The following is a 25,172-nucleotide window of genomic DNA, read 5'->3' as shown; positions in this document are numbered from 1 at the left end:
CGGGTTATCGGCTCCGCGGGATGACCGGCCAAGTCGGCTCGACGACTGGGGTCTGTCGAGGACGCCCTTCCGATGAGCTGGTGTTTCTCGCCCATGCGTCGGACCACATGGGCGGCAGCCACCACGGCTGCCCTCGCATCGTGCGGGGCGGCGACACGGCCGGATCCACGTCGGCCAGGCATGAGGCGGTGTCCGCCCTCGCTGCAGCAGGCCTCTGAGGATCGCGTCGCGACCGGACGGCCGCGACGCGATCAGAACCCCCGCGAAGGGCGGGTACGGGACCCCGTGAGGCGTCAGCCGCTGAAGACGCGTTCGGCCTCCTCGCGGTGGCTGGTGTGCAACTCCCAGTAGACCGGGGAGATCTCCTCGGGCTTGGCCGTCGGGAAGCCGGGAATGACTGACGTGCCGATCGAGACGTCGATGCCGATGTGGGCGGCCTGGATGCCGGTGTCGGCCAGTTCCTTGTGGAGGTTGATCACCCAGTTGCGCAGCGCGGCAGCGGCGGCGTTGACGTTGCCGACCTGCGGCACAGGGTCGATGGATCCGGCGCCGGTGGTGTAGAGCAGGGTGCCGGCGCCCGCCTCGCGCATTGCGGGCAGGACCGCCTGTGTGGCGGCGATCGCGCCGTAGAGCTGGAACTCCATCTCATGCTGCACATGCGACGGTTCGGTCGTGCTCGGAGTTGTCAGGACGGTCGAGTCGAACCCGCCGACCGGGGAGTATTCCAGGACGTCTATGCCGCCGAACCGTGCGGCGGCGTCCTGAAGCGCCTGGGTGAGCGCGCCGCGGTCGAGCACGTCCGCGGGGAACGCGGCGGCGGAGATGCCTTCGGCGGTGAGCGCGCCGACGAGGGTGTCGAGCTTGTCGGGGTTGCGCGAGATCAGGGCGACGTCGAAGCCGCGGGAGCCGAAGGTGCGCGCGATGGCCAGGCCCAGCTGGGGCCCGGCTCCGATGATGGCGATGCTGGTCACAGCGATCCTTTCGTACGGCGTCACGGGGGAACCGTTTGCGATGTCGGGGCGGTGGGTGTCTGCCTGTGGTGCGGGCAACGCACGCGCCCGCCGATTCGGACCGGGCGGGGCTATCCGGTTGAGAACCAGGAAAACGGAAAGTGCTATCCGTTTACCTCTGGCAGCGTAACACTGAAAATGGATAGGACATTCCGATTGATAGGGTGGCGGGCATGACCCCAGACCCCCAGCAGCCCGCTGCTCAGCCCCTGCGGAGCGACGCCGAGCGCAACCGCGGGCGGATCATCGCTGCTGCACGCACGGCGTTCGAGCGCGACGGTCTGGGTGCGTCGATGGCTTCAGTGGCTCGGGAAGCAGGGGTGGGGATCGCCACCCTCTTTCGTCACTTCCGCACCAAGGAAGATCTGATCGCCGCCGTCTTCGCCGACCGCATGGACGCGTACGTCGCCGCCGTCAACGACGCCCTCGACGACCCCGACCCCTGGGACGGCTTCCGCGGGTTCATCGAGGCCGTCTGCGCCATGCAGGCCGCCGATCGCGGTTTCGCCGACGTGCTGACGGCGACCTTCCCGGCCTCCGAGGCCCTGCAAGCGCGCCACGCAGCGGCGTACCACGGCTTCCTGGACCTGATCGGCCGCGCCAAGGACAGCGGGCGCCTGCGGGAGGACTTCGCGAGCCAGGACCTCGTCCTCCTGCTCGTCGCCAACGCCGGCGTCGTCAATTTCGCCGGCGACACCCTCCCTGACGCATGGCGCCGCCTCGTCGCCCTGATGATGCAGTCATTCGAGGCCCCTGCGTCGGGGCCCCTGCCGGACCCGCCGGAGGATGACGCCCTCTACGAGGCCATGCGCCGCGCCGGGCAGGCGAACATCCCCTCGCGTGAGCGGAAAAGCAACGACTGATCACCCCCTCCCGCGCTACGAGCGCCGTTTCCGACGTCCGTGCCGCCGGCCGCCATCGGCTCCACCGATGATTTCTTGTGAGCTGCAGGGTCAGTAGGGCCATGACTGATGTGAACAAGCCGCCGGTCGCCTCCCGCCGGGAGTGGCTGGCCGCGATAGACGCCCTGCGCGTCCGGGAGAAGGCGCACACCCGCGAGGGCGACGCGATCGCCGCCGCCCGGCGACGGCTGCCCATGACCGAGGTGGATCCCTCGGCCCCGCTCGTCGGAGACAAGGGGCACGTCCCCCTGATCGACGTCTTCGAGGGCCGCACCCAGCTGTTCGTGTCGTACCACATGTGGCACGACGGCCACACTGCCGCCGACCAGTGCGAGGGCTGCACCTTCTTCACCGGCCAGGTCCGCGAACTGTCCTATCTGCACCAGCGTGACGTCACCTTCGCCGTCTTCTGCCAGGGCCCCTACGAGGAGTCCGACCGCTACCGCCGGTTCATGGGCTGGGACATGCCCTGGTACTCCGTACCCGCCGAGTCGCATGAACGGCTCGTCGCCGGCCGCCACTTCGGGATGAAGGCGTGCTACCTGCGCGACGGGGACCGCGTCTACGAGACGTACTGGACCACCGGCCGCGGCGTCGAACCCATGGCGCCGTCCTACGGCATCCTCGACATGACCCTCTACGGCCGCCAGGAGACCTGGGAGGACTCCCCAAGCGGCTGGCCGCAGCCGTACGAGGCGCTCGGCCAGCAGTTCCGCAGGGACGGACGGCCGACCGCGCAATGGGCAAGACTCGCCGCAGGCCACGACGACGACCTCCACGGCGGACAGCCCAGCACGGGGACGGGCAGTTCGGGCTGCTGCTCCTCGTAGTCGGCGAGCAGATGTCCTGCTGCCCATGAGGCGCCGCTTGTACACTTTTGGGATGGTGGAGCGGCGTGAGGAGTGGGTGGCCGCCGCACCGGCGTCGCCGCTGCGGCCGTACATCGAGCGCTACTGCGGCTACCGGCTGACGGGCTTCCCGCCAGCGATGCACCGCGGCCTGCCGTCGCGGCACATGACGTTCATTGTGAGCATCGGCGACGACATCGACGTGGTGGCTCAGACGGACCCGGCGCAGCCTCCGCAGCACTACGGGTGCGTGCTGAGCGGCCTCCAGGCTTCGTCGGCACTGATCTCCCACAGCGGCGACCAGGAGGGAGTGGCGGTCGAGCTGACGCCCCTCGGAAGCCGGGCCCTGTTCGGCATGCCTGCGGGCGAGCTGTGGAACGTCTCGGTCGAGCTCGTGGATGTGGTCGGGGCCGTCGGCCGCGAGCTGTGGGAACGCCTGCAGGGAACTGCCGGATGGGGGGACCGATTCGCCGTCTGCGACGCCGTCCTTGGCCGCTTGGCCGGGGACGGCGCGCCGGCGCCCGAGCTCCGCTTCGCGTGGGAAAGGGTGGTCGCCTCCAGCGGCGGGGTGTCCGTTCGTGACCTGGCCGAGGAGAGCGGGTGGAGCCGCCAGCACCTCGCCCGCCGCTTCCGCAGCGAGTTCGGCCTGTCGCCGAAACTCGCGGCCCGGGTGGTGCGATTCGAGCGAGCCCAGCACATGCTGCGGCGCTCGCCGCCCTTCGTGTCGATCGCCCAGGTGGCGGCGGCGTGCGGGTACTACGACCAGGCGCATCTGACCCGGGACTTCGCCGCGCTGGCCGGCTGCACGCCGACCGAGCTGCTCGCGGGGGATGTTCCATCCGTCCAAGACAGCCCCCATGGCGCAGAGGCATCGTCATCGCATGAACGCAACCACCACGACAACGACAACTACCGTCTGGCCGTGCCTCACCTACCGTGACGCGCGCGCCGCGATCGCCTTTCTGACCGAGGTTTTCGGCTTCCAGGAGAGCGCGGTCTACGCCCGTGAGGACGCCCCCTCGATCGTCGAGCACGCCGAGCTGCGCTGGCCGCTCGGCGGTGGCGTGATGCTGGGTACCGCCGACAAGGACGAATCCGCCTGGGGGCGACGCGCACCGGGCAACGACGCGGTGTACGTCGTGTGCGACGAGCCCGACGCGCTCTTCGACCGAGCCGTCGCCGCCGGTGCCGAGATCGTTCGTGGCCTTGTCGACGAGGACTACGGCTCACGCGGCTTCACCGTCCGCGATACCGAAGGCAACCTCTGGAGCTTCGGCACCTATCGGGGCGAGGGCGCGGCGCCGAAGGCCGATCGCGAGACCTTTGCCGCCCTCCTCGACGAATGGGCCGCCGCCATCGTCGCCAACGACGCCGAAGCGATCGGGCGCTTCGCCACCCCGGACTGGATGTTCGTCGCCAACAACGGCATCACGCCGGGCTCGACGTTCCTCAAGCTGGTGGCCGCCGGCGAGCTGACCCACGACACCATGAACCTCGAAGTCGAACGCGTAACGTCGGTGTCTGACACGACGGTGCTGGTGACGACCCGCGGCACCAACAGCGGCGCCTTCCGGGGTGCCCCGTTCACCGCGGACGAGTGGGCCACCGACCTGTTCGTATGGGACGGCAAGGGGTGGCGATGCACGCTGACCCAGTTGACGCCGGCCGAGCCGAAGCAGCCTGCGACTCCCTGACCTGACCGGCGCCCATACGAGCAGAACGAGACCGTCAGCCTCGCGGCAGCCTGAGCGCGGCCGCGACGCCCGCGTGGTCGGAGGGCCACAGACCTGACGGAGTGCGGTCGGCCGGCTCCTCGCCCACGCGCTCGGCCCGCACGGCCTCGAAACCGTTGCGGAACAGCACATAGTCGAGGCGCTGGCTGAGGGTCGACGTGGGATTGCGCAGGTCGGGAGCCTGGCAGCAGGTGAAGCCGGGGTCCCTGCGGCGGGTTTCCGTCCAGACGTCGCGGAAGCCGGCTGCCAGGAAGTTGGCGTAGGTCGGTGTGTCGCTCATGCCCGGCACCGCTCCGACGCCACCGGCAGCCGAGTTGAGGTCGCCCAGGAGCACGGTGGGAAGTTCGGTGTCGAGCGGGCCGTCGAGCAGTTCGGCGCCCTGCCGTGCCTGGACGGCGGGGCTGAGGGCTTCGAGGTGTGTGTTGACCACACGCATGGTGCGGCCGCCCAGGGTGGCGTCGACGGCGGCCCAGCCCTGCGGGAAGGCGATGCTGCCGAGCACCGGGTGGGGAATCACCAGGCGGGCGTCGAAGCGACCCTGCTGCGGGTTGGCGACGGAGAACCTCTTCGCGGGCAGGTCGGTGCGGGCCAGGATCACGTCATGGTCGGTGAGGCGGATGTCCTGCAGGCCAGTGGGCGTGGACCGGGGGATCTCGCGGTCACTGTTGGTGCTGGTCGCGACTGCGGCGTAGTGCTTGCCCCGCGCAGCGAGCTCGTCGAGCAGGGTCTGCAGGAAGTCGTACTCGACAACGGTGGCATTGGGTGTGGGGCTGAAGTCGGCCGGGGTCTGACTCCGCCACAGTTTGACCTCCTGCAGGCCCACCAAGTGGGGGTCGGAGTCGGCGATCTCGTCGGCCATGGCCTCGGCACGCTCGGGGAAGTTCGTGGCTTCGACCTGTGCGTACACCCTGGTCACGGCGGCGATGACCGAAGCGTTGTCGGTGGCTCCGAGGACGGGCCGAAGATCGGCCCCCAGGTACATGTTGCGGGTCAGGACCCTCAGCTGGACCGGGTGCTCGTCGGCCGTGGCTGCCGTGAACGACCCGGGCAGTACGAGCAGGAGCGTGCACAGGACGGTGATGAGCGTGGCGCGGGTCCGGCGGCGTCGGATGCGGCCGGCCGACGGCGGCGCGCCGGTCAGGGCGGTTTCGGGCACGACAGTGCGACCTTTCGGCAGGGAGAGGAGCGGAATCTCGGGAGCCGGAGCCGGGGAAACCCGCGGCTGCGTGCGCGTGCGCTACAGCCTCCCTTGATCCCCTGCGAGCGTAAGAGGAAGCCGACGGGCCAGCCTCAGGCCCGCCGGGCCGGTCGCCCCCAACAACCCGATTGGCTGCCCGGTTCTGGGTCAGCCGCCCGGCCGTGACTCCCACGCGGCAGTTCTCTGTTCAGGTGCGCCGGCAGGGCCTGGGCGTGTGTCCCGTCACTGGCTGCTTTGCGGGCTGTAGGGCTGAAGGAGCTGGTCGACGGGTGCGTAGTCGTCGGTGAGGAGTTGGGCGTCGCCGATCCAGGAGGTGAGGTCGTCGTCGCTGGCGATCTTCCAGCCGGTCTTCCGGTCGTCCAGCGCCACTTGGGCCGCGGGTAGGTCGACGGGGCGGTTGGAGGCGAGCACTACCAGATTGCCGCCCTCGGGGGTGGCAGTCGGGTCGAGGCCGATATCGGCGGGTTCGCCGACGAGGGCGACGTGCTCGAAAGTCTCGCTGAGGGTGGCTACTTCGGCACGTGCGAAGGCCAGATCACCATGATCGATGAGGTTGGCGACGTACAGGCCGTCCTCGTCGAGCACCCGCCGTACGTCCGTCACCGCTTCCCTCGTGGTGAGGTGCCACGGCACGCTGACGCCTCCGAAGGCGTCGCCGACGACGAGGTCACGGCTGCCGGCGTCCAGTCGCCGCAGGCCGAGTCGGCCGTCCTCGGCGCGTACGTCGATGCCGGCCTGTGATCTCAGGCCGAGTTGGTCGCGGTTGATACGCACGACCCCGCTGTCGATCTCGGATACAAGGCTGCGTGTCCCGGGCCGCGTGGCCGCAAGGTAGCGGGGAAACGTGAGCCCGCCGCCGCCCAGGTGGTAGGCAGCAAGCGGCTCGGCTTCGACAAAGGCAGCGTCGACCACCGACGCGATGGCGCGCACATACGTGAACTTCAAATAGGTCGGGTCGTCGAGGTCGACGTAGGAGTGTCGCAGGCCGTCCAGGACGAGTGTGCGGCCGCTGCTCCGGTCGGGGTCTGTGACGACCCTTGCGCAGTGGTATCTGGTCTCCGTGTCGCAGCCACCGGGTGCGACCGTGGTCGCGAGGCCGCCGGCAACGATCACGAGTGCCAGGGCAGGGAAACTGCTCCACCCGCGTGTTCGCCACTCAACCAGCGCCGAACCGGCCACCAGTAGGGTCCCCAGACCGATCAGGATGCCGCTGACCGGCCACCGCGACACGAAAACGAAACCGGTGAGGACGGTGCCGACGATGGCCCCCACGGTGCCGACGCCGGACAGCCGGCCGACCACCGTTCCGGTCTCGGCGAGGCTGGTGAGACGCAACTTGGTCACGATCGGCGTCACCGCAGAAAGCAGCGCGCCCGGCACGAGGATGGTCAGCGAGGCAATCAAGAACAGCAGCGCCGGTGCCCACTCGGCCGTGGTACGCAGCACGGCAGGAGTGAGCGCCACGACCGCTCCCGACAGCCCCAGCGCGGGGCCCATGAGCCGGCGTGGATTGACCTGGTCGGCGAGGCGCCCGCCCAGCCAGGAGCCGAGGGCGATCGCGGTAAGGGCGATGCCGATCACCATGGTGCTGGTCTCAAGGGTGAGGCCGAGGTAGGGAGCCAGCAGTCGCAAGGAGACGATCTCGACCACCAGGACCGCGGCCGAGGAGGCGAACACAAGCAGGACAGCTGCACGGGAACCCAGGCCATTGTCGCGCTGCCTGCTCCCGGCGACGGGCGACGAAGACAATTCGGTCACCCACGACATCCTTCCATGCGGCTCATCCACATACAGGAGTTGAGAAAAGCCGCCGCCCACTTGCACCTTGCGCCACTGCGTTCTTGGAGCGTTGGCGTTCCAGGGTGAGGACCGAGGCGGAGATTGACGACACTCGACGGGGGGCGACACAGCCACGCGTTGCGGGACTGGGTCTGGGAAACGGCCGAGATGGAACTTGACGGCCAGGGCGAGCTGGTCGACGCGGCCGGTGGGCCTCGACGACGCGTGCTGCGGGGCGGGCGCGTGCGCTCCGTGATCAGGCATCCTGGCACCGCACCGGCTTGAGTGGTCGCATCGCGTCCGTGATCGCTAACCTCGCCGACATGAAACAGCGGCAGCAAAAGAAGCTCACCCGTCATCTCTTCGAGGCAACTCTGGCCGCTGACCCTGCACGAGTGAAGGCGCTGCTGCGGAAGGGGGCGCATCCCGAGCGCGGGAGCAGCGAGGGCACCACGCCTCTCTATCTGGCGGCTGTGCAGGGAGAAGCTGAGGTGGCGCGCTTGCTCTTGGAAGCGGGTGCATCACCTGCCACCGAGAGCAGCGGAGTCGGCTCGGAAGGCACACCGTTGTGCGCGGCCTCGTGCTGGGGACACACCGCGACGGTGCGCGTGCTGTTGACGCACGGAGCCGATCCGAACCTTCGTGAGGATGGCGGAACGGGCTGGTCCCCTTTGGACTGGGCGAACCATGGGCCTCATCCCGAGACCGCCGAACTCCTCATGACAGCCGGAGCAAAACCCGGACACGAAACATCCCACGGCGCATAGCCCACTCCGCCGGCGCGAGGAACATCACGGTGCGCGGAGTGCTTGTGCCGTGCGGGATGCCTGGGCCGCTACGCCGGGGATGCTCGCGGTGATGAACGGGCCGCCGCCGGTCAGATCGCCGATCACGTGCAGGCGCGGGTCGGCCGGTATCAGCCCGCCTGACGGGTGCAGCGTGGCCAGACCGGTGCTCGCCAGCGAACGGACCAGTTGCCGGGCCCGGTCCGGTACGGCTTGCGGCGCCGGATTCACGGCGTTGATGACGGTGTCCGCGGTGCGTTCGCCGTGGTCAACGCCGTAGACCCGGAATTGTCCGTTCACTCGCTCGATCGCGCGGACGCCGGGGGTGATAGCGAGCTGTCGTGAATCCAGGAGCCGCATGAGGGTGGTCGCGTTCACCGGGACCATGGGCGAGGCCACGCTGGTGGCCGTGCGGAGGTGGCGCCGCAGGTGCGCGCGACCGGATTCGGGCAACAGGCGCCAGGCGTACGGCCCGACCGTGTGCGCCACTTCCTGCAGCACGCGTCGGCCGATGCGCGGGTCGTCGATGGCGTCGATCTGGCGTCGGAGCCGCCGGACCGGATCCTCGTTCTCGGTGGCCAGCAGTTCGTCCGCGAACGCGTCGAAGTCCTCCCCCGCGTCCGCCAGTTCGGCGCGCAGCAACCCGATGAGGTCGTCGAGCCCGACGTGGCCCGCCCCTGCCTGGTGAAGCTCCGTCAGCCGCTCGGCGGTCATGTGCCGCGGACGGCGGTCGATCGGGCGCTGCCAGACGTGCGGCAGCACTCCGGTGCGCGAGAGGAGGGTGATCCGCCCCGTGTGTCCGCGTGCGGCGAGTGACACGACGACATCCACGGCTGTCAGGCCGCTGCCGATGACCGCCACCTCGTCGCCCGCGTCAACGTGGGCGAGCGTGGCGGCCAGCGGATATGGGTCGGACGTGAAGCCCGGGGCCCCGGCGAGGCCGTACAGGTCCGGTGGCGCCCCTGCGCCCACGCACAGCACCACATGGGTGGCCTCGTACTCCCGCGTGTCCTCGGTGCGCAGTACGAGACGGACACCGGAGCGGACGACCTCGTTGACGCGGGCCGGGACGACACGCACGAGCCGGCCCGCCTCGCCCAGGGCGGCTACGGCTTTCTCGGCGGTGTGCGCCAGATAGTCGCCGTACAGCGCACGGGGTACCAGTGGTTGCCCCAGGAGCTCGTCGAGATGCGCGCTGCCTCGTTGGCCCAGCCAGGCCGCGTAGTGACCGAGGTCGCCGTGCCGGATCGACATGATGGCGGGCGGCGCGTTCACCCGCACCGAATCCAGGTCCGGCCCGTACGGGCGCCCGCGCCACAGGTGCTCGGACGGCTCGAAGACCGTGATCGTGCCGGTCTCGCCCTCCTCCGCCGCGGCCAGCGCGTCCAGCAGGCCGACCGCTGCCGCGCCGCCTCCGACAATCGCGATGTCCATGATCTCCCTCTCCGCCGGTCGTATGCCTCGACCTTCGCCGTCAGCGGCGGAGAGCCCCATCCCCCGCCTGCGGGCGATCGGCTTGGCGCGCCCCCCTCAAACGAGGGGTTGTGAACTGTTGCGGGATGGCTGTGCAGGAGTCTGCTTGGGCGTGTGTGAGTGCGCTTGATCGGGTATTGAGGCTGTCGTGCCTGGGTGGGGAACGGGAGTTCCTTCGTCGAATGGGTGACCTTTTGTGGGTGGTGGTCGTTGGGTGTGTTGGGGAGAGCGTCGGTCTGTGGGCGGGGGTGGTCGGGTTGGATGGTCTGCGGGACGTGGCGGCGCCGTTCGTGGTGCCCGGCCCGTCCGGGGTGGCGGTCCGGGACCGGCTCAAGGAGCTGACCGCCGCTGACGAGCGGGTGCTGCGCCTGGTCGGTGACCATCTCGGCTCGCTCGCCTCGCGTGATCTGCGGGCGCGGTGTGCGGCGGGGCTGGATCACGACGGGCAGGCGTGGGCGGAGCGCAAGCGGGTGCTGACGGGGGAGTCGTCGTCGCGGTGGGCGGGGTCGATCACGAAGGCCACGCACGATCAGTGGGCTCTGGCCCGCCGCGCCCAGCTCGGGCACATCCAGGGGCTTGAGGCCGGTGTCCGGACGGTCGCGTGCCGGTTGTCGCAGCCTCTGGGGGAGAAGGCGGGCAGGCATGCGCCCGGGGGTTATTGTTCGCGGCGGGAGTGGCATGCGAAGTCCCGCCGTCTGCGGGTGCTTCAGGACCGGCTTGAGGCGGCGCGTGCCGACCGGCAGGCCGGCGTCGTGCGTGTGGTGCGCGGTGGGAAGCAGCTGCTGAACACCCGCCACCACCTGGATGCCGCCCAGCTCACCGAAGAGGAGTGGCGGCAGCGGTGGGAGGCCGGGCGGCGGTTCCTTACGGCCGACGGGGAGTCGGGCAAGCGGTACGGCAACGAGACCATCCGCGTGACGCCAGAGGGTGAGGTGAGCATCAAGCTTCCCGTGCCGCTGGTCCATCTGGCCAACGCGCCGCACGGCCGGTACGTGCTCACGGCGCGCGTGCGGTTCGCGCACCGGGGCGAGCAGTGGCGCGACCGCATCACCGCGAACCGGGCCGTGGCGTACCGCATCCACGAAGACGTGCTCCGCGGCCGCTGGTATCTCACCGCCTCCTGGACCATCCCACCGGTGCCACAGGTGCCGCTGGCGGCGGCACGCACCAAGGGGCTGATCGGGATCGACACCAACGCCGACCATTTCGCCGCCTGGCGCCTGGACCAGCATGGCAACCCGGTCGGCGCGCCGCTGCGGTTCGGCTACGACCTGTCCGGTACCGCCGCGCACCGCGACGCCCAGATCCGGCACGCCCTGATCCGGCTGCTGCACTTCGCGAAACGCCGGCATCTCGCCGTCGCCGTTGAGGACCTCGACTTCGCCGCGGAGAAGACCCGTGAGAAGCACGGACGGCACAAGCGGTTTCGCAAGCTGATCTCGGGCATGCCCACCGCCAGACTGCGGGCCCGGCTGGTGTCGATGGCCGCCGAACTGGGCATCTGCGTCGTCGCGGTCGATCCCGCCTACACCAGCAAGTGGGGCGCCCAGCACTGGCGCAAGCCCCTGGCCAGCTCCAAGCGGGCCACCACGCGGCACGACGCCGCCGCGGTGGCCATCGCAAGACGCGCCCTCGGGCACCCGATCAGGCGACGGACGGCACCGCCCCGCGACGACCGGAGCGATCGTCGCGGGCATCGGACCGCCCAGGCCGGACACGGATCCCGCGGGCGTGAGGAAACCCGCCCCCGCATTCCCGGACCACGCACAGGATGCGTGTCGCCGGACACGGAGCGAAAGCGGGCGACCAGTGCATCCAAAACCGTTCGGGATGCGCCAGATGCGCAGGCGTGGGTCCACAACTCACCCCTGCTCACTGAATAGGAACGGTTGGTGCCGAGCAGCAGGCCGGGCAGGATGGCCGGCGGAGGGATGCGTATGACCAGTCGGGTGGTTTCGGGCGCCGAACGGGCCGTCGACGCGTTCGAGTTGTTCAGCCGGGCCTCGGCCGGGCTGCGGCGGCTGGTGCCGTTCGACGCGGCCGTGTGGACGGCAGCCGATCCCGAGACCGGGCTGATCACGGCGCCGATGCTGGTGGAGAACCTCGGCTCCGGTGAGGGTTGTGCGGACTACTGGGAGAGCGAACTGCTGGAGGAGAACGTCGTACCGTTCCGCGAGCTGGCCCGGGCCTCCGTGCCGGCGGCCGGGCTGCGCGCGGCCACCGGCGATCTGCCCGCCCGCAGCTCCCGTTTCCGCCGCCTCATGCTCGGCCAGGGCATGCACGACGAGCTGCGTGCCGTGCTGCGGATCGGCGAACGGCCCTGGGGCCTGGTGAGCCTGTTCCGCACCACCGACTCGTTCGGCACGGACGACGTCATGCTGCTCGCCGGCCTGTCCCGCCCGCTCGCCGAACAGCTGCGCAGGTGCGCCCGGCCGCCCGAGTCCGAACCCCGCACCGGCCAGCCCGCACCCGGCCTGATCCTCTTCGATGAGTCCGGCGAGGCCATGTCGATCAACGACGAGGCGCGGCAGCACCTCGCGCTGCTGCCGAAGGGACCGTCCTTCCCGTCACCCCTGGGGTTGAGGCTGCCCATCTGGGTGATCGGCACGGCGCTGCAGGCCCGGGCTGTTGCCGACGGCCGCGACCACGGCGACGCGCGGATGCGCATCCGGACCACCGAGGGGCGCTGGCTGACCTGCCATGCCTCCTGCCTCACCCGCCCCGGCGGCCTGCCGGGCCCGGTGGCGCTCGTCATCGAGCCCGCCACCCCCGCCGATCTCGCGGTCCTGGTCGCCGACGCGTACGGCCTGACCTCGCGGGAACTGCAGATCACCCAACTCGTCGCGCGCGGCAAGACCACCGCCGAGATCGCCACGACGCTGGTCATCTCCCCACACACCGTCCGCGACCACCTCAAGACCGTCTTCGCCAAGGCCGGAGTCTCCAGCCGGGGCGAGCTGGTCGCGCGCCTGTTCACCGAGCACTACTGGCCCGCCCTTCCGGAACCGACCCCGATCCAACGTCCGGGCCAACCGCCCGCCCAGGCACGGGTGTCCAGCCGACGCTGACCCGTCCCTGCTGGCGCCCGGCAGCGGACGCAGCTGCCGCACCGTGAGGTGTTGACCGCGGCCAGGGGCGTCGCTCCCTGCCCGCTATTGCTGTGCCGTGGTCGCTGTCGCAGTGTCACAGACGTGTGCGGAAACGGCTCTCACTCCATGTGAGCAGGCGAAAGCATCGCTCCCATACGGCACGATCACCGGGACATTCCAACTCCCGGGGGACTTCACATGGCTTACGCAGCTCGTTCACGCCGTACCACCGCCGTACTGGCCGCTCTCTCGCTCGGCCTCCTGGCACTGACCGCATGCGACAGCGAAGCCGAGAAGGACACGGCCGCTCCGAGCGCGACAGCGAACCCGTCCGCTACCGGTACGGATCAGGGCTCCGACACGCCCCCGACCGCCGGCCCGGGTGACGACAACAGCGCCGGCGAAGGCTCCTCGGGCAGCGGTGGCAGCACCCCGCCGTCGGCTGCGCCCGGGGCCGACGACGGCCAGGACGGAGGCGTCGGCATGTGCGAGACAACCGACTTGAGCTATGACGTCACCGTCGCGTCCCGGCCCGTCAACCACGCCTTGCTGACCGCCCAGAACAAGGGCAGTGACCCCTGTCTGCTTCCGGCAAACGAGCTGGTGATCACGATTCCGGGGCTCGACGGCGCCGCGGAGCACATGGGACCCGACGGTGCGGACTGGATTCTGAAGGCCGGTGAGAACGCCTATGCCGGGATCATGTTCTCGCGCGCCGATACCGCGGGCGGCAAGAGCGCCGACCAGGTGGAGGTGGCGCTCTCCGCCTCCGAGAGCCCTACGACAGTGCCGATCAACGATGGCCCCGTCACGGTCAACGACGGCCAGGTCACCAGCTTCTTCGGCACCGCTGAGGACGCGCTCACCTACTGACCACCGCGCCCCGGGCAGGACGGAGTTGCGGCTGTTCGCGGCACTGGAAGCTCTCATGCGGACGGGACCGGAGGCTTCGGAGGGGCGGGGAGCGTCCGTCCCAGGCGGGCGAGTGGGGACAGGGCCATCAGCGCCGGCGACAGCAGCATGCCTGCGGCTGTTACCAGGAGGCTGGTGCGCGTCCCCCACGCGTCCGCGAGAGCGCCGCCGAGCAGCGAGCCGAGCGGGGTCAGCCCCATGCCGACGAAGTTGATCGTCGCGGCCGCGCGGCCTTGCATCCCGTCCGGAGTGACGGTCTGCCGGACGGCCATGACCGTGACATTCACCAGCTGACTGAAGGTCCCGAAGACGAAATTGACCGCAAGGAGGGCCACAACCGTCACCACAGAGGAGCCGTGCAGTGCCGGCACCAACAGGAACACGCCATCGCCGAGTGCTGCCGCGGACACAAGCACAGTGCCATATCCGAAACGGCTCGGCAGGCGGGCGGCCAGCAGCGAGCCCAGGAGCGCACCCGGCCCCGTCGCCGCGAGCGCCAGCCCGACGGCGGTGCCCGACAGGTGCAGGTCCCGTGTCAGAAGCAGCAGATAGACCGTCATCACGGCCGCGAAGAAGAACTGGAAGGCGGCCGAGGCGAGGCACACGGTCCGCAGCGAGGTGTCGCCGGCGACAAAGCGGAGGCCCTCATGGATCCGGCGCCAGACCCGGGCAGGGCCTTCCGGGCGTTCCGGGATGGATTCGCGGCGACCGATCCGTCGGATCGACAGGAACGACAGCGCGAAAAACACTGCGCCGGCGGCGGCAGCGATCGGCGCCGAGAGCACAGACACCAAGGCACCGCCGAGGGCGGGACCACCGATCTGCGCAGCGGACCGACTGCCCTCGAGCGCGCTGTTGCCGCGCACCAACTGATCGCGTTTCACCAGCCGTACCAAAGACGCCTGGTACGCCACGTCGAAGAACACGGACAGAGCCCCGACGGCGAAGGCGACTACGAACAGCGCCGGCAGGCCGAGCACACCGAGGAGGCCTGCCACGGCAGCGGCGCCCAGTGCCAGGGCCCGACCGGCGTCCGTCACCACCATCACCGTGCGGGTCCGCCACCTGTCCACCCACGCGCCGACAAAGAGCGACAGCAGCAGGATCGGCGTCTGCCCCACCGCGCGCAGCGCGCCCAACTGGCCGGCACCGGCTTTGAGCGTCAGGACGGCGAAGAGCGGCAGAACCACCAGACTTGTATGTTCGCCCAGTTGGGACGCCGTCTGGCCCACCCAGAGCCTGCGGAAGTCGCCGTCCCGCCACAGGGTGGACGGAACAGGCCGACCGGAATCGGATACAGCGGAGGAAGAGGACGGCACAGGGACCCCTCGGATGACCGAAGACGAGACCCGCCAACATGTCAGGCAGCGGGAAAAGGAACGCTCGCTGTGCCGCGCATCAAGGGCAGCACGCGATGACAGGCCGCTCACGGCCTCAGACGTCAACGCGTGCTCGGACGACCGACCATGTCTTCGCTCCTCATGGGTCACTCCCTGCGCGCACACTAGCTCCCGCCCGGCAAGGCACGAAAGGCGATTAAGGGCCGGGCAGAGGGCGGGAGAAGTCCGGCTGTGCGCACCGGGTCACGAGGGTGGTGGCTCAACTGGTCGCTGCTCGGGAGCTGGAGGCATGCCACTCTGCCGCGCGCCGCGGCGAGTTCGGCCGCGATCCGCAGCTCCCGCTCGGGATCCGTCACGATGGCCGCGGGCATGGCCTCTCCCCCACAGGATCCGGCGCGGTGCAGACAACAGGCCGACATTGAGGTAGGTACGGCCTCGACGCATCTTGCGAAAGGCCGCCGGGAACTCCTTGCGGATCGAAGCAGTTGAGCCCGTGCTCGGGGGTCGGTGTGGCGTACTCGGATGGCCCGTCAGAGTGAGCGGTCCGCCGCGCACGAATCCACAACGGAGCGGAGCTACAGCTCCCGTTCGGCGACGATCTCTCCGTCCACCACCTCGCCGGATACCCGGAAGCCGAGCCGTACATAGAAGGGTTCCGGCCCGCCGTCCCCCGGCTGCCAGGACACCCACAGCCGGCGCTGGCCGCGGCTCCGGGCCTCGGCACACACCGCCGCCACCGCGAAGGTGCCGTACCCCTGCCCCTGCCGGTCCGCGGAAATGTTGAGCCGCCAGAGATAGCTGCGGTACGGCTCCACCTCATGCGCCGGGTCGAAGCCGGCCATCACGAACTCGACCACCTGCCCGCCGTCGCAGATCACCCGAGGTGTGACTGAGTGCGCTACTTGGCCACCCTGTGCAAGGCAGTTGGCCACACCGTTCGACTGGTGAGCCTGCCCGCACGCGGTAAGCCCTTCGCCTGCAAAACGGCCCGTCGTCCTGGTTCAGATGGCAGGGGACAAGTAACTCATCAGAATATTCTGGGAGTTCATGACCGCCGTTCTCCTCCCGGGAGGACGCCCTGGCCCATATGGTCATCAGAGTGTCCACAGAACCCGTGTCCCCGCCCGGCGGTCCCCCGCCACCTGGTCGGTGGCAACGACTGCGGGCGTGGTGGGCCGACCGGCACGCCCTCCCCCGGTTCAGTTACTGGCTGCTCAGCCGGGGCGCCGTCGTGCTCACGGTGTGCGGGGCGCTGTACGTCCTCGACGGGTTTCTGATCGGGTGGGCGAACGCCTACAACGTGCTGACGGGGATCACCTCCCCCGCGGACGTGCGCCCTCAGTGGTGCGCGTGGCCGCTGTCCCTGATTGGATGGGCCGCGATCCCCGCCATCATCGGAGCTGCGGCCGGCTACGTCATCACCGAGCAGATCCAGGCTCACCACGCGCGTGAACTGGGAGACGTCCTCGACGAACTGCGTCGTTTGGCTGAGCAATCCGATCCGCCCCCCTCATCCGGGGCCCACACGTGATCTCCCTGCACGACGTGTACGAACAGGGCAGCGACGCCGTCAAGGCCGCGGTCCACGCGTTCGGTGCCCGCCATCGCCCTCAAGGCGCCGGACCGGACGCCGAACCGGACTGGAAATGGGCAGAGAAGCACTTCACCTACCTGATCGAGGCAATCATGGGAACGGCCGCAGCCCCACAGACCGGCGCCGCAGCCACCGTGCGACAGGCTGAGAACGCAGCCATCGACTTCTTGCTGGCAGTCAACAACCGGCCCGACTACCGCTGTCCCATCTGCATCAAACGGCGGCGCGGTCCGCTATGAGACCCCGGCCTACCCTGGAGACGTGGTGACGGACGCCGAACGCGCCCAGCGTGCAGCCGCCCTGCGCGGACTGCTCTATCTCGCGTGCCCCGACGCACCCGCTACAGCTATCACCGCAACTGCTGAGGCCATCGCACAGCGCGCACAGGAAACACCCCGAGAGGCCGTTCCCGAGGCCCAAGAGCTCAGGAAGCACTCACCACCGTCTGGCGGTTTCCTGAACCTGGTCGGCTCGGACCTGGGCAACGCCCGCCTGGTCGGCTCGCACCTGAGCCGCGCGGACCTGGCTGGCGCAGACCTGGGCGGCGCGGACCTGACCAACGCGCGCCTGGTCGGCGCGGACCTCACCAACGCGTTCCTGAGCGACACGAATCTGGCTGGCGCGGACCTGACCGGCGCGAACCTAGTCGACGCGTACCTGAACCGCGCGCACCTGCCCAATGCGATCCTGACCGACGCGTATCTCAGCGACGCGCGCCTAGTCGGCGCGGACCTGACCGGCGCGGACCTGGTCGGCGCGCACCTGAACCGCGCGTTCCTGCGCGACGCGATCCTGACCGCAGCGCACCTGAACGGCGCGAACTTGAGCTACGCGTCCCTGCCCGCCGCACGCCTGGCTGGCGCGGACCTGGCTGGCGCGGATCTGACCGATGCGCAGCTGACCAATGCAGACCTGACCGATGCGCAGCTGACCGGTGCAGACCTGACCAACGCGGACCTGACCGAGGCGCATCTCACCCGCGCAGACCTGACTCGCGCGGAGCTGAGCTACGCGGACCTGGCCGGCGCGGACCTGACCGGTGCACAGCTCATGGGTGCCGTGGGCATGCGTCTTCCGCCAGGAGCAATCTGGGACTGGGAAACTACATGGCCTGCCGAGTTGGCATCGGTTGTCGCTGAGCAGTCCGACGAGGTGCGCCCCGGCGTCTACCGGGTGCGTACGGGACCGGCGCCGGATCGGTCAGGCGCGGTTCGGGTCTAAGACGCCATCCGCTTTCCGAACGTGATCGTTTAGTTCGGGTGGGTGGGCATGAACTCCCGTTCGTGGCGGGAGTGATGGGCGTGGTTCGTCCGCTGGTCTGGTTCGTGGAGGTCGCTGGTGGCGTCGGTGCTCGGTCTGCTGGAGGCCAGGGAGAAGAGGGTCCGGGAAGAGATCGCGCGGTTGCGGGAGGAGGCCGAGCGGGTGCAGGCCGCGCTCGGTGAGGCGGAAGCTGTGCTTCAGCGGCTGGTGGACGCCCGGGTGACAGTGACCGAGGTACTGGCCGGGCCGCCCTCGGTCGTCCCGGAGCCGATGGGAAGCGCGGTGGCGGGTTCGACGGTGCCCCGGCGGGAGACGGGCATGGCGGCGACAGCCCTCGCGCCGGACTACCAGCGGATCCTGTCGGTGCTGGAGTCTGAAGCGGGCCGGGAGGGCATGCGCTGTCAGCAACTGGCCGTCACTCTCGGGCTCGAGGCCGTCCCGGCGAAGGTCGAGGGACTGCGATCGAAGGCGAAACGCCTGGTGGAGCGGGGATGGGCACTCCAGGTGCGGCCGGGAGTGTTCACCGCTCTCGCGGTGCCGGCCGTCTGAAAGCGCCGGGGCGGCGTCCGGCCAGGCGACCGCTCATGAGCATGGTCATCGACCACAGCACCATGGCTTCGTGCATGGCCGGCAGTGTTTCGTAGTCGCGCACCAGGCGACGCGAGCGCATCAGCCAGCTCAGCGTCCTTTCCACCACCCACCTGCGCGGCAGCACCACGAACCCCACTGTGTCATCGGTGCGTTTGACGATCTGAAGGGTGAGCCGGGGCTTCTCGCGGGCCCAGTCAACGAGCCGGCCGGCATAGCCGCCGTCCGCCCACACCAGGCGGATGGAGAAGTACTCTCGTCGCAGCCGCTGAAGCAGCGGGACGGCGGCGTCGCGGTCCTGCACGCTCGCCGCACTCACCGCGACGGCCAGGACCAGGCCGAGGCAGTCCACCACCAGGTGTCGCTTGCGGCCGCCCACCTTCTTCCCGCCGTCCCAGCCGGACGTCGAGCGCGGGATGTTCACCGCCGCCCGCACCGACTGGGAGTCCACGATCGCGGCCGTCGGGTCCGCCGTGCGGTCCTCCTTCTCCCGGACGCGGTCGCGCAGCCGGTCGTGGAGTTCAGCGAGCAGCCCCGTGACCTGCCAGCGGCGGGCGAAGGCATGCACACGCCGATACGGCGGGAAGTCCGCGGGCAGGTTGGCCCACTTCACACCGTTGTCCACGACATAGCGCACCGCGTCGAGCATCACGCGGTGGCAATAGCCCTCCGGCCGCCCGCCTCGCCCCTCCAGCCAGGCCGGAACCGGAAGCAACGGCCGTACGACCCGCCACTCCGCCTCCGTCATGTCGGAGCCATAACTCGCAGTGCGGTCCGGCCGGTCCGCCGCATTGCCGAACCTGTGCGCGAGACAGTCACACGACGGTGGCAGCGAGTTGGACTCCACGCACGCGGACGCGAAAGACTGCGGCAACAGGGCCTCCTGGTGCTCGGTTGGGATCGCACCCCCGAACTACCAAGAGGCCCTGCTGCCATGCGTCGGCCTTCCCGCGATCACCCGATCAGGAACCCTGTTCGACCAGCCCAGCCCCGTGATCGATAAGCGGATGGCGTCTAAGAGGTCCTAACAAAGGCGTTGGACGTGGCGGTGGGTGATGAGGCAGGTGGCGAGGCCGAGGAAGGCTTCGTGGATGTCGTCGCGTCGTTCCCAGCGGATCCGCAGGCGGCGGAAACCGTGCAGCCAGGCGATCGTGCGCTCGACCACATAGCGGAACATGCCCAGGCCGCTGCCGTGTTCCTGTCCTCGTTCGGCGATGACCGGACGGATGCCGCGGGCCCAGAGCAATCGGCGGTACTTGTCGTGGTCGTAGCCGCGGTCGGCGAGGAGCGCATCGGGTCTGCGTCGGGGCCGGCCGACGACGCCGGCCACGGCCGGGACCTTGTCCAGCAGGGGCAGCAACTGCGTGACGTCGTTGCGGTTTCCGCCGGTCAGGGACACCGCGAGCGGGATGCCCTGGGCGTCGGTGAGGACGTGGTGCTTGCTGCCCGGCCGTGCGCGGTCGACCGGGCTGGGGCCGCTTTTGGGCCGCGCCGAGCGGCCCGCACGTGGGAGGAGTCGATCACCGCCCGCGACCAGTCCAGCTTCTTCGCTACCCGCAGCTTCTTCAGCAGTATCAGGTGCAGTTCGTCCCACACGCCGGCCTCGTTCCAGGCGGCCAGCCGCCGCCAGCACGTCATGCCCGAGCCGAAGCCCAACTCCTGTGGGAGGTACTCCCATTGGATGCCGGTGTGCAGCACGAACAGGATCCCGCACAAGGCCTGCCGGTCCGGTACCCGCGGCCGGCCCTCCACCAGCTTCGGCCCCGGCTCGGGCAGCAACGGCTCGATGAGCGACCACAGTTCATCCGACACGATCCAAGGCCGCGACTGTCGCTTTCCCACGACCAGACCAACGACCATCCAAGCCGAAGGTCACATGATCAACAGCTTCTGTTAGGACCTCTAAGGAGCGTGGCCACGGCACCTACGGCGCCATGTGTCCTGTCGAAGTGCATCTGGCAGCTATCGGTTCGCTGACCTGCGGGGGTGACAGGTGGTTTGAGAAGGCGGGCGATCGGTGTTCTCAAGCAACTTGGCTTTCGCGGAAGTCACGTTCGCGGAGGCAGAGGGGGTCCCGGACAGCCCGTTGAGCTGCGCAGCAGTGGGCTGTTTACCGGGTCTTCGAAGTTAAGCGGTGCGCGCGTACATGACAGCCGTTGACGGGAGTGCTGGCGCGGCTCGGCGTCTGTGCGGCAACTGCCCGGAGTGGCTCCTGGTCTACGGTCGCCGAGATGGCATGGCCATGTCGCACCGCTTACTTCGAAGACCCTGTTTACCTAGCTACTCATGGGGCAGTTGGCCTGTCGCGCGTCGAGTTGTGTTCCGGTGGCGGCGGGTTGACGTCAGCGGTCTTGTCGAGTTTGAGTCCGTTACCCTGCCGAGCCCGGTGGGAAGCACGCTGCCAGGAGACGGGATGTTCCAGTACCAGTTGGCTGCATTGCGCGCCGAGAGACAGGCAGCGCTGGCCCTTTATCGGGACCTCGGCGGGTCAGAGTGGGAGACTGGCAGTCGTGCCAGCGGATGGCGGGTCCGCGACGTGGTGGCGCACCTTGGTGCCAGCTGCCGAATACTGCCTAACCTATCTAAAATTAGGCTGCTCAGGAGTGACGACGTCGAGGCTGCGAACGAGGTGCAGGTCGATGCACGCCGTGATTGGCCAGCCAGTCGCATCCTCCGTGAGTACGACCGGCGGAGCAATCTTGTGCTGAAGGTCATGCGGCTGCATGGGAGCCTCGATACTTTCGAAGTGTCCTTCGGCAACCTCGGCCGCTACCCACTACGTTTCCTCCCCTCTTTCCTGATGTTCGAATGGCACACCCATCTGCGTCACGACATCGTGCCTGCGCTCGCTAGGCCAACCCCGCAGACCGATTTCGACCGGATGTATTGCGTACTGGAATGGATGATGGCGGGGCTGGAACAGATGAATACGGCGACGATGGGCTGGCTCGACCGCACCATCGACCTCAAACTGACCGCCCCCGCCGGTGGATTCTGGAAAGTCTCCCCCGCTGGCGGGGGTCGGCTGACCGTCGTTTCCGGCACTCTTGGACCAACAGCCGCCGCATCTATCACTGGCCGGTCAATTGACTTCCCCGCCTGGGCAACCGGCCGGGAGAACTGGCGGGAGCATGACCTGTCCATCACCGGCGACTCAGACTACGCCGTTAGGTTCCTCGACTCGATCAAAATCATCTGACCAGACCAGCGCAGCTGACTCACCTAATCAGTGAGACTGCCCCAACACCAACGAGATGAGACACGACGCCACCGCTCAGAGCGCGACACAATGAGATCCGCCAGCACGATTGAGAACGAGTGAGAATCCGACAGCTTCAATGCGACAGGACAAGGAGTTCGTCTCATCGCGCTGTCCTTTGGGCCGGACAAAGGCCACGGTCAATGAGAAAGGGACACGCGAAATGCGAACCTACACCTCATGTAGGTTCTCGTTTCTTCTGGCCTTCATCGGTGCCCTGACCTTGGGCCTTGGGTCTGTCTCGCTCGTGGGCCAGTCTGGTTCTGTCTCATGATCTTGGCCCCTGAGCTGAGAAGCCGTTGTCAGCCGCCCTGCCGTGGCGCCCCCCGCGCGGCACGGCAGCGATCGTCCGGCATCAGCCATGCCTCCGCGTCCTGGCGGATCCGCGCCGCGTCGAAGCTCCGGTACTCCCGGATCACCGACCTGATCGTGCCTCGCTCGCGGTACTCGTCCATGATCGCGACATGCTCCGCAGGCGTACGAACTCCGCCAGGGCTCGCCGTCCGGTCCACACCGAGACCGATCCGCAGCGCCGGGCCGAGGGTACGACCCATAGCCACATGCCGACCGCTCCGTCGAGATGCGGCCAGCGGCGCCGCAGCGCGAGGCCGCGGCGCGCGATGCCGGGCAAGTCTCGGTATGCGTCGCTGGTGAAGTCGGTGACGCTGACGATCAGCGGGCCGTCCCGGCGACCGCGCATGCCGCTGCCGACGCCATTCGCTGCGGCACGGTCGCCAAGGATGTCCCCGGCCGGGCCCTGGCACCAGCGGCTCCTCAGCATGGCCCCGGCGTCCAGGACGGGACGCGGCCGAGCAGGGCGAGCAACCGGTCGCCCGGCGGGGCGTCGTCGGGAACGGCGATCTGCCGGCGGAACGCGGCACCGGCCCCCCGGCCCTCGTCAGGGACCAAGGCAGCGACGCGCAGCGCAGCCGTGGTGAGTTCGGCGGCGGGCTCCCACGGGGCGCCGATCGTCACCGCGACGTCCCAGGCGTGCGCCACGTAGTCGAGCAGGTGGAAGCCGATCGCTGTCCGCCCGGGGACAGCGAAGCCCTCGCCCACCTCCGGCAGCGCGAACCGCCGCTCCAGCACGTCGTCTTCCGCGAACGCCGCGGTGACCTCGCCCACCGACGCCTCATACGCTCCGGCCGGGTCATCACCGAGGTCGCCGTCGCGCCATACGGCCCACGGCTCACCCGCACCGCGGGCGGAGGCGGCGAACCCCTCGTTCTGGCTGACCAGATGGCGAAGCAGGCCGTACAGGGTCCAATCCGCGCACGGCGTCGCCAACCTCAGGTGGTCGGTCTTCACCTGGGAGACCACCTCCCCGGTCAGCAACAGCGCCTGGCGGTCCAGTCGTCGTATGTCCATGGCCGGAGCGTAAAATCCACAGCGGTTCAGCTCCAGAGCCAATAAGCTGCCAATCGATTGAGCCAATCGCCGGCCTGAAAGCCAACAACAACCGAGCCGAAAACGGAAAGCCGGGATGGACATGCACGTCAGGCTCGATGGGCAGCGCGACCTGTCCGGCCAGATCTACCGCCAACTGCGCACCGCGATCCACGACGGGCTGCTACGGCCCGGCGATCCGCTGCCCCCGACCCGGGAGTTGGCCCGCCGCCTGGCGGTGGCCCGCAACACCGTCGGCGTGGCCTACGAACGGCTCGTCGCCGAGGGCTACGCGGACAGCAGGGTCGGCTCCGGGACCCGTGTGCGTACGACGGGCCTGCCCACGCGCGGGACCGCGACCGCCACCGACACCACCGGCTCGGGACTGCGCCCGCGTGCCCTGTGGGCGGACTTGTCCCCATGGGCAGCCCCGGAGACCACGGGACCGACCACAGCGGCCCACGACTTCCGGGTGGGCCTGCCGGACGCCCGGCTCTTCCCGTACGACGCCTGGCGTCCCCTGATCGCCCGGGAACTGCGCCTCTCGGCGGCCGGGGCGGTCGGATACGGCGATCCGGCCGGCCACGCCGGACTGCGGGCCGCACTCGCCCGGCACATCGGACTCTCCCGCGGCGTGCGGACCGGCCCGGACGACGTGCTGGTGACCACCGGCACGCAGCAGGCACTGGACCTCATCGGGCGGGTGCTGCTCGCACCAGGCGACCGGGTGGCCGTCGAGGAGCCGGGCTACCCACCGGCCCGGCTGGCGTTTCTGGCGCAGGGCGCCAAGGTCACGGGCATACCGGTGGACGCCGAGGGCCTGCTGGTGGACGCCATCCCGCCGGACACCCGCGCCGTGTACGTCACCCCCGCCCACCAGTTCCCCCTCGGCATGCCGATGTCCCTGCGGCGCAGAACGGCGCTGCTGCGATGGGCGCGGCGGCACGGCGCGGCCGTGATCGAGGACGACTACGACAGCGAATTCCGGTTCGGCGGACGGCCGGTCGAGACGCTGCAGAGTCTGGACCGGGACGGACACGTCATCTACGTGGGGTCCTTCTCCAAGGTGATGCTGCCCTCCCTGCGCGTCGGCTTCCTGGTCGCGCCCGCCCCACTGCGCACAGCGCTGCGCACCGCCAAGTACACCGCCGACTGGCACACAGCGGTCCCCACGCAGGCGGCGCTCGCCCGCTTCGTCGACGACGGATTGCTCGCCCGGCACATCCGCCGGATGCAGCACACGTACGCGACCCGGCACCAAACCATCACCCGTGCGCTCACCGACCACTTCGCGGGCCTGGCCGAGCTGGTGCCGTCCGCCGCGGGCCTGCACGTGACCGTCTTCACCCGGGGCCATCTCGCCGAGCCCGACGCCCTTGCGAACCGGGCGGGCCGCGTCCGGGCATCCGGCGTGGCGGTCTACACCCTGGCGGAGGTCGCCGCAAACCGCTCCGCGCGCCCGGGCTTCGTCTTCGGCTACGGCTCGATCAGCGCCCCGGACATCGAGCCGGGCCTGCACCGCATACTCGGCCCGCCACAGGACTGCTGAACACGGAAGGAAGCGCCCGCACACGGCTCACCCGATTCAGCACCACCACGACGACCTTCTGGACATGAGTTGTCCTGTCGAAGTGCATCTGTCAGATGGCGAGCCGCTGACCTGGTGGGGTGCCAAGTCGATTGAGAACGCTGGCCCTCAGCGTTCTCAATCGACATGGCTTTCACGGAATCGTGCTGACGGATGGGATAGCTGACTCAGCCGTCTTGCTCTTCAGCGAAGCTGCCCATGGTCTCCCTCAGGCGGCGCCGTGCTGCATCCAGACGCTCCGCGTAGTCAGCAGCGAAGATCCCGGGAAGTGCCTTGTCCAGCGTCCCCGCGAGCTTGTGGATCGGGGCCCAGGCGGCCGGATCGTCGACCAGACGGCTGAGGTCCGTCATCTGAACTCGCTCCAGCCAGTCCGAGAGGACGAGTGCCTCGTCGGGGGTGAGCTTGATGGTGATCTCAGTGCCGTCCAC

The 25,172-nt window shown here is 69.3% G+C and carries 25 protein-coding genes; 14 read left to right on the top strand and 11 right to left on the bottom strand.

The window, feature by feature from the left end; translation table 11 throughout:
- Window positions 1-293 precede the first annotated feature (293 nt).
- Window positions 294-971, bottom strand: a complete 678-nt coding sequence (locus OHT76_RS41330; RefSeq protein WP_328876022.1) for an SDR family NAD(P)-dependent oxidoreductase — start codon at window positions 969-971, stop codon at window positions 294-296.
- Between the two features lie 212 nt (window positions 972-1,183).
- On the opposite strand from OHT76_RS41330, the gene OHT76_RS41325 reads away from it, so the two are divergent.
- The 4 genes from OHT76_RS41325 to OHT76_RS41310 all read left to right on the top strand — a co-directional run bounded on the left by OHT76_RS41325 (window position 1,184) and on the right by OHT76_RS41310 (window position 4,454).
- Window positions 1,184-1,873, top strand: a complete 690-nt coding sequence (locus tag OHT76_RS41325; protein ID WP_328876021.1) for a TetR/AcrR family transcriptional regulator — start codon at window positions 1,184-1,186, stop codon at window positions 1,871-1,873.
- A gap of 101 nt (window positions 1,874-1,974) precedes the next feature.
- Window positions 1,975-2,742: a DUF899 family protein gene (locus tag OHT76_RS41320; RefSeq protein ID WP_328876020.1), complete on the top strand. Its 768-nt coding sequence runs from the start codon at window positions 1,975-1,977 to the stop codon at window positions 2,740-2,742.
- A 52-nt stretch (window positions 2,743-2,794) separates the two neighbouring features.
- The gene (locus tag OHT76_RS41315; protein WP_328876019.1) at window positions 2,795-3,700 is read left to right on the top strand and encodes a helix-turn-helix domain-containing protein; all 906 of its coding nucleotides are present in this window, start codon (window positions 2,795-2,797) and stop codon (window positions 3,698-3,700) included.
- Window positions 3,642-4,454, top strand: a complete 813-nt coding sequence (locus OHT76_RS41310; protein WP_328876018.1) for a VOC family protein — start codon at window positions 3,642-3,644, stop codon at window positions 4,452-4,454. Before OHT76_RS41315 ends, OHT76_RS41310 begins: the two co-directional genes overlap by 59 nt.
- 34 nt (window positions 4,455-4,488) lie before the next feature.
- On the opposite strand, the gene OHT76_RS41305 is transcribed toward OHT76_RS41310, so the two are convergent.
- Window positions 4,489-5,649: an endonuclease/exonuclease/phosphatase family protein gene (locus tag OHT76_RS41305; RefSeq protein WP_328876017.1), complete on the bottom strand. Its 1,161-nt coding sequence runs from the start codon at window positions 5,647-5,649 to the stop codon at window positions 4,489-4,491.
- 264 nt (window positions 5,650-5,913) lie between these two features.
- Window positions 5,914-7,458, bottom strand: a complete 1,545-nt coding sequence (locus OHT76_RS41300) for a fused MFS/spermidine synthase (RefSeq protein ID WP_328876016.1) — start codon at window positions 7,456-7,458, stop codon at window positions 5,914-5,916.
- 335 nt (window positions 7,459-7,793) lie between these two features.
- Here OHT76_RS41300 and OHT76_RS41295 point away from each other — a divergent pair, with 335 nt between their 5' ends.
- Entirely contained in the window at window positions 7,794-8,237 is a 444-nt protein-coding gene (locus OHT76_RS41295; RefSeq protein ID WP_328876745.1) for an ankyrin repeat domain-containing protein, read from the top strand.
- Between the two features lie 24 nt (window positions 8,238-8,261).
- Here the strand turns inward: OHT76_RS41295 and OHT76_RS41290 are convergent, their stop codons facing one another.
- Window positions 8,262-9,689 carry an FAD/NAD(P)-binding protein gene (locus OHT76_RS41290; RefSeq protein ID WP_328876015.1) on the bottom strand — a complete coding sequence of 476 codons (1,428 nt, stop codon included), beginning with the start codon at window positions 9,687-9,689 and terminating at the stop codon, window positions 8,262-8,264.
- A 296-nt stretch (window positions 9,690-9,985) separates the two neighbouring features.
- Between OHT76_RS41290 and OHT76_RS41285 the strand changes: the two genes are divergently transcribed.
- From OHT76_RS41285 to OHT76_RS41275, 3 genes are all read left to right on the top strand, one after another.
- Window positions 9,986-11,611 carry a transposase gene (locus tag OHT76_RS41285; protein WP_328876014.1) on the top strand — a complete coding sequence of 542 codons (1,626 nt, stop codon included), beginning with the start codon at window positions 9,986-9,988 and terminating at the stop codon, window positions 11,609-11,611.
- A 54-nt stretch (window positions 11,612-11,665) separates the two neighbouring features.
- A complete protein-coding gene (locus OHT76_RS41280; RefSeq protein ID WP_328876013.1) occupies window positions 11,666-12,796 on the top strand; it encodes a helix-turn-helix transcriptional regulator in 1,131 nt (376 codons plus the stop codon).
- A 219-nt stretch (window positions 12,797-13,015) separates the two neighbouring features.
- Window positions 13,016-13,690, top strand: a complete 675-nt coding sequence (locus tag OHT76_RS41275; RefSeq protein ID WP_328876012.1) for a DUF4232 domain-containing protein — start codon at window positions 13,016-13,018, stop codon at window positions 13,688-13,690.
- Window positions 13,691-13,743: 53 nt separating this feature from the next.
- On the opposite strand, the gene OHT76_RS41270 is transcribed toward OHT76_RS41275, so the two are convergent.
- Window positions 13,744-15,048, bottom strand: coding sequence for an MFS transporter (locus tag OHT76_RS41270; protein WP_328876011.1), 1,305 nt, complete (start codon window positions 15,046-15,048; stop codon window positions 13,744-13,746).
- A gap of 596 nt (window positions 15,049-15,644) precedes the next feature.
- Entirely contained in the window at window positions 15,645-15,947 is a 303-nt protein-coding gene (locus OHT76_RS41265; protein WP_328876010.1) for a GNAT family N-acetyltransferase, read from the bottom strand.
- A 221-nt stretch (window positions 15,948-16,168) separates the two neighbouring features.
- On the opposite strand from OHT76_RS41265, the gene OHT76_RS41260 reads away from it, so the two are divergent.
- The 4 genes from OHT76_RS41260 to OHT76_RS41245 all read left to right on the top strand — a co-directional run bounded on the left by OHT76_RS41260 (window position 16,169) and on the right by OHT76_RS41245 (window position 18,472).
- A complete protein-coding gene (locus tag OHT76_RS41260) occupies window positions 16,169-16,600 on the top strand; it encodes a DUF6313 family protein (protein ID WP_328876009.1) in 432 nt (143 codons plus the stop codon).
- Window positions 16,597-16,902, top strand: a complete 306-nt coding sequence (locus OHT76_RS41255; protein ID WP_328876008.1) for a hypothetical protein — start codon at window positions 16,597-16,599, stop codon at window positions 16,900-16,902. The genes OHT76_RS41260 and OHT76_RS41255 overlap by 4 nt, the downstream gene beginning before the upstream one ends.
- Window positions 16,903-16,924: 22 nt before the next feature.
- Window positions 16,925-17,884 (top strand): pentapeptide repeat-containing protein, encoded by a 960-nt coding sequence (locus OHT76_RS41250; protein WP_328876007.1) that lies wholly within the window; start codon window positions 16,925-16,927, stop codon window positions 17,882-17,884.
- A 117-nt stretch (window positions 17,885-18,001) separates the two neighbouring features.
- Window positions 18,002-18,472 (top strand): hypothetical protein, encoded by a 471-nt coding sequence (locus tag OHT76_RS41245; protein WP_328876006.1) that lies wholly within the window; start codon window positions 18,002-18,004, stop codon window positions 18,470-18,472.
- Here the strand turns inward: OHT76_RS41245 and OHT76_RS41240 are convergent.
- Together OHT76_RS41240 and OHT76_RS41235 are read right to left on the bottom strand one after the other, a co-directional pair.
- On the bottom strand, window positions 18,444-19,259 hold the full coding sequence (locus tag OHT76_RS41240; RefSeq protein WP_328876005.1) for an IS5 family transposase: 816 nt from the start codon (window positions 19,257-19,259) through the stop codon (window positions 18,444-18,446). The two genes, OHT76_RS41245 and OHT76_RS41240, sit on opposite strands and share 29 nt — an antisense overlap.
- A 276-nt stretch (window positions 19,260-19,535) precedes the next feature.
- Window positions 19,536-20,371, bottom strand: a protein-coding gene (locus OHT76_RS41235) for an IS5 family transposase (protein ID WP_328868630.1) whose coding sequence is annotated in 2 segments (ribosomal slippage) — window positions 19,536-19,996 and window positions 19,996-20,371 — 837 coding nt in all. Because the reading frame shifts where the segments join, the coding sequence is not laid out codon by codon here.
- Window positions 20,372-20,924: 553 nt separating this feature from the next.
- Between OHT76_RS41235 and OHT76_RS41230 the strand changes: the two genes are divergently transcribed.
- On the top strand, window positions 20,925-21,710 hold the full coding sequence (locus tag OHT76_RS41230; RefSeq protein WP_328876004.1) for a maleylpyruvate isomerase N-terminal domain-containing protein: 786 nt from the start codon (window positions 20,925-20,927) through the stop codon (window positions 21,708-21,710).
- A gap of 362 nt (window positions 21,711-22,072) precedes the next feature.
- On the opposite strand, the gene OHT76_RS41225 is transcribed toward OHT76_RS41230, so the two are convergent.
- Both OHT76_RS41225 and OHT76_RS41220 read right to left on the bottom strand, forming a co-directional pair.
- Window positions 22,073-22,330: a hypothetical protein gene (locus tag OHT76_RS41225; protein ID WP_328876003.1), complete on the bottom strand. Its 258-nt coding sequence runs from the start codon at window positions 22,328-22,330 to the stop codon at window positions 22,073-22,075.
- A 214-nt stretch (window positions 22,331-22,544) separates the two neighbouring features.
- Window positions 22,545-23,138, bottom strand: a complete 594-nt coding sequence (locus OHT76_RS41220) for a TIGR03086 family metal-binding protein (RefSeq protein ID WP_328876002.1) — start codon at window positions 23,136-23,138, stop codon at window positions 22,545-22,547.
- A 115-nt stretch (window positions 23,139-23,253) separates the two neighbouring features.
- Here OHT76_RS41220 and pdxR point away from each other — a divergent pair, with 115 nt between their 5' ends.
- Entirely contained in the window at window positions 23,254-24,705 is a 1,452-nt protein-coding gene (gene pdxR / locus OHT76_RS41215; protein WP_328876001.1) for a MocR-like pyridoxine biosynthesis transcription factor PdxR, read from the top strand.
- Window positions 24,706-24,911: 206 nt separating this feature from the next.
- Here the strand turns inward: pdxR and OHT76_RS41210 are convergent, their stop codons facing one another.
- Window positions 24,912-25,172, bottom strand: a complete 261-nt coding sequence (locus OHT76_RS41210) for a hypothetical protein (protein WP_328876000.1) — start codon at window positions 25,170-25,172, stop codon at window positions 24,912-24,914.

Source organism: Streptomyces sp. NBC_00287, from assembly GCF_036173105.1.
Taxonomy (GTDB): Bacteria; Actinomycetota; Actinomycetes; order Streptomycetales; family Streptomycetaceae; genus Streptomyces.
The sequence above is the reverse complement of the archived record's forward strand: the minus strand, read 5'-3'. Positions and strand labels throughout refer to the sequence as shown.